This is a genomic window from Kosakonia oryzae, assembly GCF_001658025.2.
Taxonomy (GTDB): Bacteria; Pseudomonadota; Gammaproteobacteria; order Enterobacterales; family Enterobacteriaceae; genus Kosakonia; species Kosakonia oryzae.
The window spans coordinates 4378217-4393926 of the sequence record NZ_CP014007.2 but is presented as its reverse complement, the minus strand read 5'-3'; the positions used below and the strand labels follow the sequence as shown (position 1 = coordinate 4393926).

The following is a 15710-nucleotide window of genomic DNA, read 5'->3' as shown; positions in this document are numbered from 1 at the left end:
ACTATGAGTCTGAATTTCCTTGATTTCGAACAGCCGATTGCTGAGCTGGAAGCGAAAATCGATTCCCTGACTGCCGTTGGCCGTCAGGATGAAAAACTGGATATAAATATCGACGAAGAAGTGCATCGTCTGCGCGAAAAAAGCGTGGAGTTGACGCGCAAAATTTTCGCCGATCTTGGCGCATGGCAGGTTGCCCAACTGGCGCGACATCCGCTGCGTCCTTACACCCTGGATTATGTCCGCCTGGCGTTCGATGAATTCGACGAACTGGCTGGCGATCGCGCTTATGCCGACGATAAAGCCATTGTTGGCGGTATCGCGCGTCTCGACGGTCGCCCGGTAATGATCATCGGCCACCAGAAAGGCCGTGAAACCAAAGAGAAAATCCGTCGTAACTTTGGTATGCCGGCACCGGAAGGCTATCGCAAAGCGCTGCGCCTGATGGAAATGGCAGAACGTTTTAACATGCCGATTATCACCTTTATCGACACCCCTGGCGCCTATCCGGGCGTGGGTGCCGAAGAGCGTGGTCAGTCGGAAGCGATCGCCCGCAACCTGCGTGAAATGTCCCGCCTGAGCGTACCGGTGATCTGTACCGTGATCGGCGAAGGCGGCTCCGGCGGCGCGCTGGCAATTGGCGTGGGCGATAAAGTGAATATGCTGCAATACAGCACCTATTCTGTTATCTCGCCGGAAGGTTGTGCTTCTATTCTGTGGAAAAGCGCCGACAAAGCGCCGCTGGCCGCAGAAGCGATGGGCATCATCGCGCCGCGTCTGAAAGAACTGAAACTGATCGACTCGATCGTTCCGGAACCGCTGGGCGGCGCACATCGTAACCCGGAAGCGATGGCCGCTTCGCTGAAAGCGCAACTGCTGGCCGATCTTGCCGATCTGGATGTGCTGAGCAAAGACGATCTGCGTAACCGCCGTTACCAGCGTTTGATGAGCTACGGCTACGCTTGAGTTTCATGGCATTGATGAAAAGCCGCACCGCTGTGCGGCTTTTTTTATACCTGCGGTTTACCTCAACTATGCTTAGCTAAGGTTTTTAACGGAGGTAGCTGTGAATATTATTGCCATCATGGGACCCCATGGCGTTTTCTACAAAGATGAGCCAATCAAGGAGCTGGAACAGGCGCTACAGGCGCAAGGGTTTCATATTATCTGGCCCAGAAACAGCACCGACTTACTGAAGTTTATCGAGCATAACCCGCGTATTTGCGGCGTGATCTTTGACTGGGATGAGTACTCCCTCGATCTGTGCAGCGAGATTAATCAACTAAATGAATACCTTCCGCTGTATGCGTTTATCAATACCCACTCCACCATGGATGTCAGCGCGCAGGATATGCGCATAGCGCTGTGGTTTTTCGAATACGCCCTGAGCGTGGCGGACGAGATTGCCTCGCGGATTGTCCAGTACACCAAAGAGTATCTGGAAAACATCACACCGCCGTTTACCCGGGCGCTGTTCTCCTATGTAAAAGAGGGCAAATATACCTTCTGCACGCCCGGGCATATGGCAGGGACGGCGTACCAGAAAAGCCCGGTAGGCTGCTTGTTTTATGATTTCTTCGGCGGCAATACGCTCAAAGCGGATGTTTCGATCTCTGTGACTGAGCTGGGATCGCTGCTGGATCATACTGGTCCGCACCTGGAGGCTGAAGAGTATATCGCCAGGACGTTTGGTGCTGAGCAGAGCTATATGGTGACCAACGGCACATCGACCTCCAACAAAATTGTCGGTATGTATGCCGCACCAGCGGGCAGTACCCTGTTGATTGACCGTAACTGTCATAAATCGCTGGCGCATCTGTTGATGATGAGCGATGTCACGCCGCTGTGGCTGAAGCCGGGACGCAACGCACTGGGGATCCTGGGCGGTATACCGCGCCGCGAGTTTACCCATGCCAGCATCGAACAAAAAGTTGCAACCACGGCGGGGGCGCACTGGCCGGTACACGCAGTGATTACTAACTCCACGTATGATGGCCTGCTGTACAACACCGACTGGATTAAAAAAACGCTGGATGTGCCGTCGATTCATTTCGATTCCGCCTGGGTGCCGTACACCAATTTTCACCCTATTTATGCCGGAAAAAGCGGCATGAGCGGCGAGCGGGTGCCGGGAAAAGTCTTCTTTGAAACCCAGTCGACGCACAAAATGTTGGCGGCATTCTCGCAGGCATCGTTGATTCATATTAAAGGTGAATATGATGAAGACACGTTTAACGAAGCCTTTATGATGCACACCACCACATCGCCGAGCTACCCGCTGGTGGCATCGATCGAAACGGCCGCAGCGATGCTGCGCGGGAACCCTGGTAAGCGCTTAATTAACCGCTCGGTTGAACGGGCGCTGCATTTTCGCAAAGAGGTACAACGGCTGAAGGATGAAGCCGACGGCTGGTTCTTTGATATCTGGCAGCCGGAAGAGATTGATGAAGCTGACTGCTGGCCAGTCGCACCGGGTGAAGCATGGCATGGTTTTCGCGATGCGGATGCCGATCATATGTTTCTCGACCCGGTCAAAGTAACCATCCTGACGCCCGGTATGGACGAGCAGGGAAATATGAGCGAGGAAGGGATCCCGGCGGCGCTGGTGGCGAAGTTCCTTGATGAACGCGGCGTAGTAGTGGAGAAAACCGGGCCGTATAACCTGCTGTTTCTGTTTAGTATCGGAATTGATAAAACCCGGGCAATGGGATTGTTGCGTGGGTTGATGGAGTTTAAACGAGCCTACGATCTTAATCTGCGGGTGAAGAACATGTTGCCGGATCTCTATGCTGAAGATCCTGATTTCTATCGCAATATGCGGATTCAGGATCTGGCGCAGGGGATCCATAAGCTGATTCGCCAGCACGATCTACCGCGTTTAATGTTGCAGGCTTTCGATGTGTTGCCGGATATGAAGTTAACGCCGCATCAGGCATGGCAGCGGCAGATTCAGGGGGAGGTGGAAACGGTAGAACTGGAAAAACTGATCGGACGGATCTCGGCCAATATGATCCTGCCTTATCCGCCTGGCGTACCGCTGGTGATGCCCGGTGAAATGATCACTGACGCCAGCCGCCCGGTGCTTGATTTCCTGCTGATGCTATGCGCGATAGGTCGCCACTATCCGGGCTTTGAAACCGATATTCACGGTGCGAAACGGGATGAAGAGGGGACTTACCGGGTACGAGTCCTAAAAGGTCGCTAATCTATTGCGACCTGAAGAGGGCGGGGGTAACGTTCAGGCATTGAGAAAAGGAGAAACTATGCTGGGTTTAAAACAGGTACATCACATTGCGATCATCGCCACGGATTATGCTGCAAGCAAAGCGTTCTACTGCGATATCCTTGGCTTTACGCTACAGAGTGAAGTTTATCGCGAGGCGCGCGATTCGTGGAAAGGCGATCTGGCGCTGAACGGGCAGTATGTGATTGAGCTGTTCTCTTTTCCGTTTCCGCCTGCGCGTCCCAGCCGCCCGGAAGCGTGCGGTCTGCGCCATCTGGCGTTCAGCGTGGATGATATCGACCAGGCGGTGGCACATCTGGAATCGCACGGCGTGAAGTGTGAAGCAATACGCGTCGATCCCTGCACCGATAAACGTTTCACCTTCTTTAACGATCCCGATGGCTTGCCGCTGGAGCTTTACCAGCAGTAATACTTGCCACACAGCGCGATGCCCGGTAACGTGCCGGGCATCGTTTCCGTTTTTGACATACCACTATGACCACGCCACTTTTCGCGCCATTACCCACTGCATCACGCCAGTTTTTGGTGGCCTTCAGCGGCGGGCTGGATTCAACCGTGCTGCTGCACCAAATGATGCTCTGGCGCGAGCAACTGCCCGAGATCCGGTTACGAGCAATTCATATCCATCATGGGCTTAGTCCGCATGCGAATGCATGGGTTGAACATTGCCAGTCGCTTTGCGAACTCTGGCAGATCCCGCTAACGGTGCAATACGTGACGCTGGTCGATAATGGTGAGGGCATTGAAGCACAGGCGCGGAAAGCGCGCTATCAGGCATTTCGCCAGGCGTTGAAGCCCGGCGAAGTGCTGCTTACCGCGCAGCATCTGGATGATCAGTGCGAAACCGTACTGCTGGCGCTTAAGCGCGGCAGTGGGCCGGCAGGGCTTGCCGCGATGCCGCAAAGTTTGCCCTTTGCCGGAACGCAGCTTATCCGTCCGCTGCTCAACTTTTCGCGTGACACCCTGCATCAATGGGCGCAGCTGCATGATTTGCGCTGGATTGAGGATGAAAGTAACGCTGATGCCCATTATGACCGTAACTTTTTGCGCCTGCAGGTACTGCCGCTACTGACGGCGCGCTGGCCGCATTTCGCCGATGCCGTTGCGCGAAGCGCTGCGCTTTGTGGAGAGCAGGAGCAATTACTGGATGAGCTACTGGCTGACGAACTGGCGGCGGCCACGGAGAAAGGGGCGCTGAGCATTGCGGCCTTGCAGATGCTGAGCGAAGTTCGCCGCAACGCCCTGTTACGCCGCTGGCTGGCGCAGCAGGGCGCGGTAATGCCGTCCCGCGCAATGCTTAACCGCTTGTGGTTTGAAGTAGCGCAGGCGCGTGACGATGCGGAGCCTTGCCTGCGGCTGGGTGAGTATGAAGTGCGTCGTTTTCAGGGCAATCTCTACTGGATTAAAACGCAGCCCAGCCAGCGTAATACGCAACTGAACTGGCCGATGCCTTTTAAGCCGCTGTTGTTACCGGCCGGGCTGGGTGAACTGTCGCTGATTGCCGGCGGGGAATTGCGGGCGCCGACTGCGGAAGAGAGGGTTTCTGTGCGTTTCCAGGCGTCTGGTTTGCTACATATCGCCGGTCGTCATGGCGGACGTAAACTGAAAAAAATCTGGCAGGAGCTCGGCGTGGCGCCCTGGCGGCGGGACACCACACCGCTGCTGTTCTATGGCGAAACGTTAATCGCGGCGGCGGGTGTGTTTGTTACGCAACAAGGGCTGAAAACGGCCGGACAGGAAGGCGTGAAGCTGGTGTGGGAAAAGTAGAGGGCAGCCTGCGCTGCCCGTTGAATATCAGGACTCGCTCACCACGACGGTGCCGATTTCAGGATGGCTGAAGCTGGCAATTTTATCGAGACGTACTTCGCGTGAAACGCCTGCGACATCCACTACCAGATACTCCACATTTTTACGTGAGACTAAATCGTTGGCTTTGGCGCTGAGCACCTCGCCGTCTTTCAATTCCAGCGCCAATAAAAGATGATGCTGGCAGGCGAGTTCAAGATTGTCATAGTCATCACAGTTGATGGGTTGATAGGCATCATTCATTGACATAATCGCTCACCAGTAAGTTCGCGGCCGCATATGCCGCCTTTTCCCTGACCGACTCTGAAAGGGTGTCATCCGACGCCATTTCATTCAGCACTTTCAACACGCACCCCAGCGCATCCGGGATATACCCCAAATCTCCGCTGGCGATTTCCGCATACCGTTTGCGTACTAACTCACAATAATTGTTCACATCTCCTCCTGTCAGCTACCTGACTTTACTGTGAGATAACACTAAGCCTACGAAGATTAATACTGTTTAGCAAGGCGACTATAACATAGCTTATCGGCCATTATCAGCGTGATGGCGAATGATGCGCACAAGAGATAACAGCGCTTTGCCCCTGAATTCGCTACAATAGCGGCCATTTTATGCAGGAGTGGTGTTATGGCCTTAAAAGCGACTATTTATAAAGCGACGGTGAATGTTGCCGATCTGGATCGTAATCAGTTTTTAGATGCGACGCTGACGCTGGCCCGCCATCCTTCCGAAACCCAGGAGCGTATGATGTTGCGCCTGCTGGCGTGGATCAAATACGCCGATGAGCGGCTGCAATTCACCCGTGGCCTGAGCGCTGAAGATGAGCCGGAAGTCTGGCTGCGTAATGATTATCTGGGAATTGATTTGTGGATCGAACTGGGGCTGCCGGACGAAAAACGGTTGAAGAAAGCCTGCACACAGGCGAAAGACGTGGCGTTATTTGCCTATAATTCCCGGGCGGCGCAGATCTGGTGGCAGCAAAATCAAAACCGCTGTGCGAGCTTCGACAATTTAAGCGTCTGGTATCTGGATGATGAGCAACTGGCAGCGCTCAGCGCGTTTGCCAACGATCGCACCATGACGCTACAGGCAACCTTGCAGGATGGCGCCATCTGGCTTTCCGATGATACGAATAATCGGGAAATCCACCTTGAAGCCTGGCAGCAGCCATGATTACGATCTCCCGCACTGTCTCCATTGCTGAAGATGAGCTGGAGATCACCGCCGTGCGGGCGCAGGGTGCGGGTGGTCAACATGTGAATAAAAGTTCGACCGCTATTCACCTGCGTTTTGATATCCGGGCGTCAAGCCTGCCTGAGTATTATAAGGCGCGTTTACTGGAGGCTTCGCACCATCTGATTAGTAGCGATGGCTGGGTTGTGATAAAAGCGCAGGAATATCGCAGCCAGGAGATGAATCGCGAAGCAGCGATCGCGCGTCTGGTGGCATTGATCAAAGAATTGACCGCAGTGCAAAAGAGCCGTCGGGCAACGCGCCCGACCCGCGCATCGAAAGAGCGCCGGTTAACGGGCAAGGCGCAAAAGTCGTCGGTAAAAGCGCTGCGTGGAAAAGTCCGTCGCCATGATGGGTGACGGGCAATAACAGAATTGAGCATAAGGAATCGAGTGTGAAAAAAGCGATTTTATCTCTGCTGGCCGGGTGTACGTTGTTTGCCCTTTTCGGCTGTAATAATCGGGGTGATAACGAAATGGTGCAGCCGACGCAAGTTGAAGAGCTGAAACCGATGCAGCAGAGCTGGCGCGGCGTTTTACCCTGTGCCGATTGTGAAGGTATCGAAACATCGCTGTTTCTGGAAAAGGATGGCAGTTGGGTAATGAACCAGCGCTACCAGGGCGGGAAAGGTCCGGCGGTATTTGGCTCTTATGGCAATTGGGCGCGTACGGCCGATAAACTGATCCTTACCGATACTCAGGGTGATAAAACGTATTTCCGTGCGAAGGGTGATGCGCTGGAGATGCTGGATCGGGAAGGCAATCCGATTCACTCGCAACTGAACTACACGTTGCAACCGGTGAAAGCGTCGCTTCCGGCAACACCAATGGCAATGCGCGGTATGTACCGATATATGGCCGATGCTGCCGTATTTACGGACTGTGCAACCGGGAAGCAGGTTTCAGTGGCAAGCAATGCTCAGCTTGAGCGCGATTATGCGGCGGCGCGCGGTACCGAAAGCAAACCGATTCTGCTGGTGGTGGAAGGGCATTTTGCCTTTGAACCTAATCCGGATACCGGTGCGCCACAGAAAGTGCTGGTCATTAATAAGAAAGGGCAGTTCAGCGCCAACAAAGACTGTGATGATTAAGCCTCCGGCACCATAAAAAAGCCCCGCTCGCGGGGCTTTTTGTCGGCTTAGCCTTTAATGGCTTTCACCAGGTAATCAAGGATGTCGCCGGTTTTGATGAGCTGCTTCTCGCCGTTGCGACGATATTTGTATTCAATATCGTCGTTGTCGAGGTTGCGATCGCCGATCACCACCGTGTGCGGGATACCGATCAGTTCCATATCAGCAAACATCACGCCCGGACGCTCTTTACGGTCATCCATCAGCACTTCAATACCCTGCGCGCGCAGTTCGGCGTAGAGTTTTTCCGCCAGTTCCTGCACACGGTAGGATTTGTGCATGTTCATCGGCAGCAGCGCAACCTGGAACGGCGCGATAGCGTCCGGCCAGATGATCCCGCGCTCGTCGTTGTTCTGCTCGATCGCCGCGGCCACCACGCGCGTTACACCGATACCGTAGCAGCCCATGGTCAGGATCTGGTTGCGGCCATCTTCACCCTGTACCGCCGCGTTCAGCGCCTGGGAGTACTTGGTGCCGAGCTGGAAAATATGACCCACTTCGATACCGCGTTTAATCAGCAGCGTACCTTTACCGTCCGGGCTTGGATCGCCAGCGACAACGTTACGGATATCGGCCACTTCCGGCGTCACGACATCGCGATCCCAGTTGATACCGAAGTAGTGTTTACCGTCGATGTTCGCGCCTGCAGAGAAGTCGCTCATCGCGGCAACGGTACGGTCGATCACCACAGGAATTGGCATATTAACCGGACCAAGGGAGCCTGGACCGGCATTGACCACGGCGCGAATTTCCGCTTCGGTGGCGAAAGTTAACGGCGCAGCAACCTGCGGCAGTTTTTCCGCTTTCACTTCGTTCAGCTCGTGATCGCCGCGTACCAGCAGCGCGACCAGCGGGTAGCTGCTGCCTTCAACGGCTTTCACCAGCAGCGTTTTTACCGTTTTCTCAATCGGCAGGTTGAACTGTTCAACCAGCTCGGCGATGGTTTTCGCGTTTGGCGTATCAACCAGCGTCATTTCCTGCGTGGCGGCGGCGCGCGGTTCTTTTGGCGCCAGCGCTTCAGCAAACTCGATGTTGGCGGCGAAATCGGAGGAGTCAGAGAAGATCACATCATCTTCACCGCTCTGCGCCAGCACCTGGAATTCATGGGATGCGCTACCGCCGATCGAGCCGGTATCGGCCTGTACAGCGCGGAAATCCAGCCCCATACGGCTGAAGATTTTGCTGTAGGCGGCATACATTGCGTCATAGGTTTCCTGCAAGGATTCCTGAGAGGTATGGAAAGAGTAAGCATCTTTCATCAGGAATTCGCGGGAACGCATAACGCCAAAGCGCGGGCGCACTTCATCGCGGAACTTAGTCTGGATCTGGAAGAAGTTCAGCGGCAGCTGTTTGTAGGAATTCAGCTCGTTACGGATCAGATCGGTGATGACTTCTTCATGAGTCGGGCCGAGGACGAACGGGCGATCGCCGCGATCAACAAAACGCAGCAGTTCCGGGCCATACTGCTCCCAGCGGCCGCTTTCCTGCCACAGATCGGCTGGCTGCACCACTGGCATGGACACCTCAATCGCACCGGCGTTATTCATCTCTTCACGCACGATGTTTTCGACTTTTTTCAGGACGCGCAGACCGGTCGGCAGCCAGGTGTATAACCCGGAGGCCAGTTTGCGGATCATCCCGGCGCGCAGCATCAGCTGGTGGCTGATGACTTCGGCGTCGGCAGGCGTCTCCTTAAGAGTGGAGAGCAAGTATTGGCTAGTACGCATGTTGTTACGGTTCCATTTGGACAATCGGAACAGGCCCGAAATCAGGCCTGACACAAAAAAAGTGGTTTAGTTTATCAGCCTGGCAGAGATGCCAAAAGAGAGGGGAATAAAATTAGCGTGCTTCCAGCGCAAAGACTTCGAATCCTGTCGCCGTTACGCGCCAGCGCACATTAAAATCCAGCAGCCAGACGGCGTAAGTCTTCCCTTGCTCTTCCTCTTTTCGGTAGGCCGGACGCGGATCCTGCGCCAGCACTTCCAGCAAAAAGGCTTTGAAGTGGGGATAACGCTTTTCCAGCCCGCTAAGCTGCGACTCCACGTCGGGTGTAAAGCTAACCGGGATATCGGCAACCGGCGCCTGCTGCGCGTAACTGGCCTGCGCATCGGGCACGGCTTCGGCAAAGGGCAGATAAGGTTTGATATCCACAACCGGCGTGCCATCAACCAGATCCAGGCTACCGAGCTGTAAAATCACCTGATCTTTATGACAGCGGATCCCGTTTAATTCGACCAGCGACATGCCGATTGGATTGGGGCGAAACGTTGATCGCGTGGCGAACACGCCCATTCTTGCATTACCCCCGAGCCGCGGCGGGCGCACGGTAGGACGCCATCCGCCATCCATCGTTTGATGAAAAACGAAAAGCACCCACAAATGGCTGAACCCTTCGAGGCCACGCACCGCATCGGGTTGATTATAAGGAGGAAGCAAGTGAAGTTCGCCGCCGCCATGTTTCACCAGACCCGGCTGGCGCGGTACGGCAAACTTCTCTTTATACGGTGAACGGATGACACCTATTTGCCCGAAAGCAAAGGTATTCATTTTGCCGAAACGTCGAGTGCGGAACCCACGCAGATGGCCTGGCGGTAGCAGCCCGGCGTACCGCTGGTCACTTCACAGCTATGCAGCAGAACGGCATTGGCTTTGGCTTTTTTCGAGGCATTAATCTGCATGCGTTTGCGGGCGGTCGGGATGTTCGGCGGAGAGTCCTGGTTGCTTGCCTGACAGGATTCACCGGTTACTTCACCCAGATCGCGGAACGGTTTACCCACTAAATCTTGTGCATCAGTGATGATGCGCACTGGGGCAGGGCGTGTCACTTTCGGTTTTACCGGCTCTGATTTTGGCGTCACTGCGCTACTTTGTACCGGTTCGACAGGGGATCTGCTTAGCAGGGAGCAGCCGCTCAACATGAGTGCTAATAAACAGATCGGTAAAGCACGCATAATCTTTCCTCAAAGTGATTTTCTTAACGCCGCTTATTGAATCAGGGACGTGCACAAATGACAAGGCGGGCTTTCGCCCGCCTTGAATGATATTACAGACTGAAGAGATTACCAGCCTTTCACCGCGCCGCCATTGAAGACTTTGTTCGCCGCTTCACTCACTTCATCAGACTGGAAAGCCTGAACGAATTTTTTCACGTTTTCAGCGTCTTTGTTATCTTCACGGGCAACGATCAGGTTCACGTACGGGGAGTCTTTATCTTCAACGAAGATACCGTCTTTTGCCGGAGTCAGGCCGATCTGGCTGGCGTAAGTGGTGTTGATCACCGCCAGTGCAATCTGTGCGTCATCCAGAGAACGCGGCAGCTGCGGCGCTTCCAGCTCAACAATCTTCAGGTTTTTCGGGTTTTCGGTGATATCCAGTACGGTCGGCATCAAGCCCACGCCGTCTTTCAGTTTGATCAGACCCTGTTTCTGCAACAGCAGCAGGGAACGGCCGAGGTTAGTCGGATCGTTTGGCACGGCGACCTGAGAACCATCCTGCAATTCAGACAGTGATTTGATTTTTTTGGAATAGCCTGCGATCGGATAAACAAAAGTATTGCCGACCGGAACCAGTTTGAAACCGCGATCTTTGATCTGCTGATCGAGGTACGGTTTGTGCTGGAAGGCGTTAGCATCGATATCGCCTTTGCTCAGCGCTTCGTTTGGCAGCACGTAGTCGTTAAAAGTCACCAGCTCAACGTCGAGGCCATATTTCTCTTTCGCAACTTTCTGTGCGACTTCGGCAACCTGTTGTTCAGCACCAACAATCACACCGACTTTGATGTGATTCGGATCCTTTTCATCCTGGCCGCATCCGACCAGCACCAGAGAACCAAGCAGAGCACCTACCGCTGCAAAGGTCTTGAATTTAAAAGCCATGTTATTTCCCTTCTCTCAGAGTCGTTATGTTGTGTAACGTTATTTGTGCGTCACTGCCCGGACGATACGATCGCCCGCGAACTGAATTAAGTAAACCAGAACCACGAGTAATATCAGTACGGTATTCATTACTAATGGGTTATAGGTCACATAGCCGTACTGGATCCCCAGTTGCCCCAGACCGCCGGCACCGACGGCGCCGCCCATTGCGGAATAACCCACGAGGGTAATCAGCGTAATGGTCGCAGCATTGATGAGGCCCGGCAGCGCCTCCGGCAACAGCACTTTGCGGATGATCTGCATCGGCGTTGCGCCCATCGCACGGGAAGCTTCAATCAAACCTGCCGGCAGCTCCAGCAAGGTGTTTTCCACCATACGGGCGATAAACGGCGCGGCACCAACCGTCAGCGGAACAATGACGGCGTACAGACCAATTGAGGTGCCGACAATCACGCGCGTAAAAGGAATCATCCAGACCAACAAAATAATGAACGGAATGGAGCGGAAAATGTTGACCAGCGCAGAGATCACCCGATACAGACCCGGATTCTGCATGATCTGACCCGGACGCGTGACATACAACAGCACGCCAAACGGCAGACCCACGACAAAACCCAGCAGACCGGAGGCAAAGGTCATAAACAGTGTTTCCCAGATGCTGCGGGCAAAGAGCCACATCATTGCCTCAGACATAACCGAGTACCTCTATTTTTACATGGTGTTCCTGCAACCAGGCGATGGCCGCCTGGGTATCCTGCTGAGTGCCGTGCATTTCCGTCAGCATAATGCCGAACTTCACGCCGCCCGCGTAATCCATCTGCGCGCTAATAATGTTGTTGTTCACGTTGAAACGACGCGCGGTTTCAGACAACAGCGGCGCATCCACCGACTGACCGGTAAATTCCATACGCAACATTGGTACGCTGTCAGCCTGCGGTTGCGGCTGCAAGCGTTGTGCATAATCTTCCGGAATATCGAGATGCAGAGTGGACTGAATAAACTGCTGCGCCAGCGGCGTTTTCGGATGGGAGAAGACTTCACTCACTGTATCCTGCTCAATCAATTCACCGTTACTGATGACGGCCACGCAGTCGCAAATGCGCTTCACCACATCCATTTCATGGGTGATCAGCAGAATGGTCAGACCGAGGCGACGGTTAATGTCTTTCAGCAATTCAAGAATGGAACGTGTTGTTGCCGGATCCAGCGCGCTGGTGGCTTCGTCACACAGCAACACTTTCGGGTTGCTGGCCAGCGCACGGGCGATAGCCACGCGCTGTTTTTGCCCGCCGGAGAGGTTGGCCGGATAACTGTCATGTTTATCGCCAAGACCGACCAGATCAAGCAGCTCTTTTACCCGGCGATGGATCTCGTCACGCGGGGTATTATCCAGCTCCAGCGGTAATGCGACGTTACCGAAAACGGTACGCGATGCCAGCAGATTAAAGTGCTGGAAGATCATGCCAATTTGGCGGCGAGCTTTAGTTAATTCCGCTTCAGAGAGTTTGGTCAGTTCCTGGCCATCGACCAGCACACTGCCTTGCGTCGGACGCTCAAGCAGGTTAACGCAGCGGATAAGCGTACTTTTCCCCGCACCTGATGCGCCAATAACGCCATAAATTTGACCAGCGGGAACATGCAGGCTGACGTTGTTCAGCGCCTGTATAGTACGGTTCCCCTGCTGGAACACTTTGGTGATATTCGAAAGTTTAATCATTAGATTATTTTTATCGTATAAGAGTTAGCCGTGGCATTTTGTTCTGCCGGTTACGGGCGTACCCGTAAACAGAGCGGATGGTAAGGCATCCAGACGTCTAAATCAATGTCGCTCGTAATGATGAGCACTTTCCTGCGTTGCGAAACATGAGATACTAAGCTTCTATGCCTTTTTCAGGAGTAAACCCGTGGCAAAGTCAGTACCCGCTATTTTCCTCGATCGTGATGGCACGATTAATGTTGATCATGGCTACGTGCATGAGATCGATAACTTCGAATTTATTGATGGCGTCATTGACGCCATGCGCGAACTTAAAGAGATGGGCTACGCGCTGGTTCTGGTAACGAACCAGTCTGGTATTGCTCGCGGAAAATTTACCGAAGCGCAGTTTGAAACGCTGACCGAGTGGATGGACTGGTCGCTGGCCGATCGCGGTGTGGATCTGGACGGCATCTATTATTGTCCGCATCACCCGCAGGGAACCGTTGAAGAGTTTCGTCAGGTGTGCGATTGCCGTAAGCCGCATCCGGGGATGTTGATCTCTGCCCGCGATTTCCTGCACATCGATATGGCTGCTTCTTATATGGTAGGTGATAAAATAGAAGACATGCAGGCGGCGGATGCTGCGCAAGTGGGGACGAAAGTCTTAGTGCGCACGGGAAAACCGGTCACCCCGGAAGCGGAAAAAAGCGCTGATTGGGTGATTAATAGCCTTGCGGAGCTGCCATTAGCTATCAAAAAGCACCAAAAATAACCGTTGTGACGAAAAGATGAGCGGTTGAAATAAAAATGCATTTTTCCGCTTGTCATTCCTCTCCGGCTCCCTATAATGCGCCTCCATCGACACGGCGCCAGCGAAGAACATCCCGCAGCGACGTTAAGTCGGAAGAGAAAAAATCCTGAAAATCGGGGTTGACTCTGAAAGAGGAAAGCGTAATATACGCCACCTCGCGACAGTGAGCTGAAAGCCGCGTCGCAACTGCTCTTTAACAATTTATCAGACAATCTGTGTGGGCACTCAGGTGACGCGGATTCTTGAATGTCTTCGGACAAAAATGAATACCAAGTCTCAACGAGTGAACACGTAATTCATTACGAAGTTTAATTCATTGAGCATCAAACTTTTAAATTGAAGAGTTTGATCATGGCTCAGATTGAACGCTGGCGGCAGGCCTAACACATGCAAGTCGAACGGTAGCACAGAGAGCTTGCTCTCGGGTGACGAGTGGCGGACGGGTGAGTAATGTCTGGGAAACTGCCTGATGGAGGGGGATAACTACTGGAAACGGTAGCTAATACCGCATAACGTCGCAAGACCAAAGAGGGGGACCTTCGGGCCTCTTGCCATCAGATGTGCCCAGATGGGATTAGCTAGTAGGCGGGGTAACGGCCCACCTAGGCGACGATCCCTAGCTGGTCTGAGAGGATGACCAGCCACACTGGAACTGAGACACGGTCCAGACTCCTACGGGAGGCAGCAGTGGGGAATATTGCACAATGGGCGCAAGCCTGATGCAGCCATGCCGCGTGTGTGAAGAAGGCCTTCGGGTTGTAAAGCACTTTCAGCGGGGAGGAAGGCGGTACGGTTAATAACCGTGCCGATTGACGTTACCCGCAGAAGAAGCACCGGCTAACTCCGTGCCAGCAGCCGCGGTAATACGGAGGGTGCAAGCGTTAATCGGAATTACTGGGCGTAAAGCGCACGCAGGCGGTCTGTCAAGTCGGATGTGAAATCCCCGGGCTCAACCTGGGAACTGCATTCGAAACTGGCAGGCTGGAGTCTCGTAGAGGGAGGTAGAATTCCAGGTGTAGCGGTGAAATGCGTAGAGATCTGGAGGAATACCGGTGGCGAAGGCGGCCTCCTGGACGAAGACTGACGCTCAGGTGCGAAAGCGTGGGGAGCAAACAGGATTAGATACCCTGGTAGTCCACGCCGTAAACGATGTCGATTTGGAGGTTGTGCCCTTGAGGCGTGGCTTCCGGAGCTAACGCGTTAAATCGACCGCCTGGGGAGTACGGCCGCAAGGTTAAAACTCAAATGAATTGACGGGGGCCCGCACAAGCGGTGGAGCATGTGGTTTAATTCGATGCAACGCGAAGAACCTTACCTGGTCTTGACATCCACAGAACCTGGCAGAGATGCCGGGGTGCCTTCGGGAACTGTGAGACAGGTGCTGCATGGCTGTCGTCAGCTCGTGTTGTGAAATGTTGGGTTAAGTCCCGCAACGAGCGCAACCCTTATCCTTTGTTGCCAGCGGTCCGGCCGGGAACTCAAAGGAGACTGCCAGTGATAAACTGGAGGAAGGTGGGGATGACGTCAAGTCATCATGGCCCTTACGACCAGGGCTACACACGTGCTACAATGGCGCATACAAAGAGAAGCGACCTCGCGAGAGCAAGCGGACCTCATAAAGTGCGTCGTAGTCCGGATTGGAGTCTGCAACTCGACTCCATGAAGTCGGAATCGCTAGTAATCGTGAATCAGAATGTCACGGTGAATACGTTCCCGGGCCTTGTACACACCGCCCGTCACACCATGGGAGTGGGTTGCAAAAGAAGTAGGTAGCTTAACCTTCGGGAGGGCGCTTACCACTTTGTGATTCATGACTGGGGTGAAGTCGTAACAAGGTAACCGTAGGGGAACCTGCGGTTGGATCACCTCCTTACCTTAAAAGAACCCTTCCCTGAAGTGCTCACACAGATTG

Annotated in this window: 16 protein-coding genes and 1 rRNA gene; 9 read left to right on the top strand and 8 right to left on the bottom strand. The window is 53.9% G+C overall.

What is annotated here, in order from left to right; all coding sequences use genetic code 11:
• The first annotated feature begins 3 nt into the window (after window positions 1-3).
• From accA to tilS, 4 genes are all read left to right on the top strand, one after another.
• Window positions 4-963 carry an acetyl-CoA carboxylase carboxyl transferase subunit alpha gene (gene accA / locus AWR26_RS20880; RefSeq protein WP_007373239.1) on the top strand — a complete coding sequence of 320 codons (960 nt, stop codon included), beginning with the start codon at window positions 4-6 and terminating at the stop codon, window positions 961-963.
• Window positions 964-1063: 100 nt separating this feature from the next.
• On the top strand, window positions 1064-3202 hold the full coding sequence (locus tag AWR26_RS20875) for a lysine decarboxylase LdcC (protein ID WP_064568379.1): 2139 nt from the start codon (window positions 1064-1066) through the stop codon (window positions 3200-3202).
• 58 nt (window positions 3203-3260) lie between these two features.
• Entirely contained in the window at window positions 3261-3650 is a 390-nt protein-coding gene (locus tag AWR26_RS20870) for a VOC family protein (protein ID WP_007373241.1), read from the top strand.
• A 65-nt stretch (window positions 3651-3715) separates the two neighbouring features.
• On the top strand, window positions 3716-5008 hold the full coding sequence (gene tilS, locus AWR26_RS20865) for a tRNA lysidine(34) synthetase TilS (RefSeq protein ID WP_064568378.1): 1293 nt from the start codon (window positions 3716-3718) through the stop codon (window positions 5006-5008).
• Between the two features lie 27 nt (window positions 5009-5035).
• Here the strand turns inward: tilS and rof are convergent, their stop codons facing one another.
• Both rof and AWR26_RS20855 read right to left on the bottom strand, forming a co-directional pair.
• The gene (gene rof, locus AWR26_RS20860) at window positions 5036-5296 is read right to left on the bottom strand and encodes a Rho-binding antiterminator (protein ID WP_007373243.1); all 261 of its coding nucleotides are present in this window, start codon (window positions 5294-5296) and stop codon (window positions 5036-5038) included.
• The gene (locus AWR26_RS20855; protein WP_007373244.1) at window positions 5283-5483 is read right to left on the bottom strand and encodes a YaeP family protein; all 201 of its coding nucleotides are present in this window, start codon (window positions 5481-5483) and stop codon (window positions 5283-5285) included. The genes rof and AWR26_RS20855 overlap by 14 nt, the downstream gene beginning before the upstream one ends.
• Before the next feature lie 195 nt (window positions 5484-5678).
• Here AWR26_RS20855 and AWR26_RS20850 point away from each other — a divergent pair, with 195 nt between their 5' ends.
• Genes AWR26_RS20850 through nlpE form a run of 3 tightly spaced genes read left to right on the top strand, consistent with a single transcriptional unit; the run spans window position 5679 to window position 7374 of the window.
• On the top strand, window positions 5679-6224 hold the full coding sequence (locus tag AWR26_RS20850) for a YaeQ family protein (protein ID WP_064568377.1): 546 nt from the start codon (window positions 5679-5681) through the stop codon (window positions 6222-6224).
• Entirely contained in the window at window positions 6221-6643 is a 423-nt protein-coding gene (gene arfB / locus AWR26_RS20845) for an alternative ribosome rescue aminoacyl-tRNA hydrolase ArfB (protein ID WP_043954914.1), read from the top strand. Before AWR26_RS20850 ends, arfB begins: the two co-directional genes overlap by 4 nt.
• A 35-nt stretch (window positions 6644-6678) precedes the next feature.
• Window positions 6679-7374, top strand: coding sequence for an envelope stress response activation lipoprotein NlpE (gene nlpE / locus AWR26_RS20840; protein ID WP_043954912.1), 696 nt, complete (start codon window positions 6679-6681; stop codon window positions 7372-7374).
• Between the two features lie 47 nt (window positions 7375-7421).
• Here nlpE and proS read toward each other — a convergent pair whose 3' ends face one another.
• The 6 genes from proS to metN form a co-directional block, all read right to left on the bottom strand.
• The gene (gene proS / locus AWR26_RS20835) at window positions 7422-9140 is read right to left on the bottom strand and encodes a proline--tRNA ligase (RefSeq protein WP_043954911.1); all 1719 of its coding nucleotides are present in this window, start codon (window positions 9138-9140) and stop codon (window positions 7422-7424) included.
• Between the two features lie 112 nt (window positions 9141-9252).
• Window positions 9253-9960: a tRNA (N6-threonylcarbamoyladenosine(37)-N6)-methyltransferase TrmO gene (gene tsaA / locus AWR26_RS20830; RefSeq protein ID WP_064568376.1), complete on the bottom strand. Its 708-nt coding sequence runs from the start codon at window positions 9958-9960 to the stop codon at window positions 9253-9255.
• On the bottom strand, window positions 9957-10364 hold the full coding sequence (rcsF, locus tag AWR26_RS20825) for an Rcs stress response system protein RcsF (protein ID WP_043954907.1): 408 nt from the start codon (window positions 10362-10364) through the stop codon (window positions 9957-9959). Before rcsF ends, tsaA begins: the two co-directional genes overlap by 4 nt.
• Window positions 10365-10472: 108 nt before the next feature.
• Complete coding sequence (metQ, locus tag AWR26_RS20820; RefSeq protein WP_043954906.1) at window positions 10473-11288, bottom strand: methionine ABC transporter substrate-binding lipoprotein MetQ; 816 nt, start codon at window positions 11286-11288, stop codon at window positions 10473-10475.
• A gap of 39 nt (window positions 11289-11327) precedes the next feature.
• On the bottom strand, window positions 11328-11981 hold the full coding sequence (locus AWR26_RS20815) for a methionine ABC transporter permease MetI (protein WP_007373253.1): 654 nt from the start codon (window positions 11979-11981) through the stop codon (window positions 11328-11330).
• Window positions 11974-13005 carry a methionine ABC transporter ATP-binding protein MetN gene (gene metN / locus AWR26_RS20810; protein WP_064568375.1) on the bottom strand — a complete coding sequence of 344 codons (1032 nt, stop codon included), beginning with the start codon at window positions 13003-13005 and terminating at the stop codon, window positions 11974-11976. The genes AWR26_RS20815 and metN overlap by 8 nt, the downstream gene beginning before the upstream one ends.
• Window positions 13006-13192: 187 nt before the next feature.
• Between metN and gmhB the strand changes: the two genes are divergently transcribed.
• Entirely contained in the window at window positions 13193-13759 is a 567-nt protein-coding gene (gene gmhB, locus AWR26_RS20805) for a D-glycero-beta-D-manno-heptose 1,7-bisphosphate 7-phosphatase (protein WP_007373255.1), read from the top strand.
• Window positions 13760-14131: 372 nt separating this feature from the next.
• A 16S ribosomal RNA gene (locus AWR26_RS20800) occupies window positions 14132-15671 on the top strand.
• The last annotated feature ends 39 nt before the right edge of the window (window positions 15672-15710 follow it).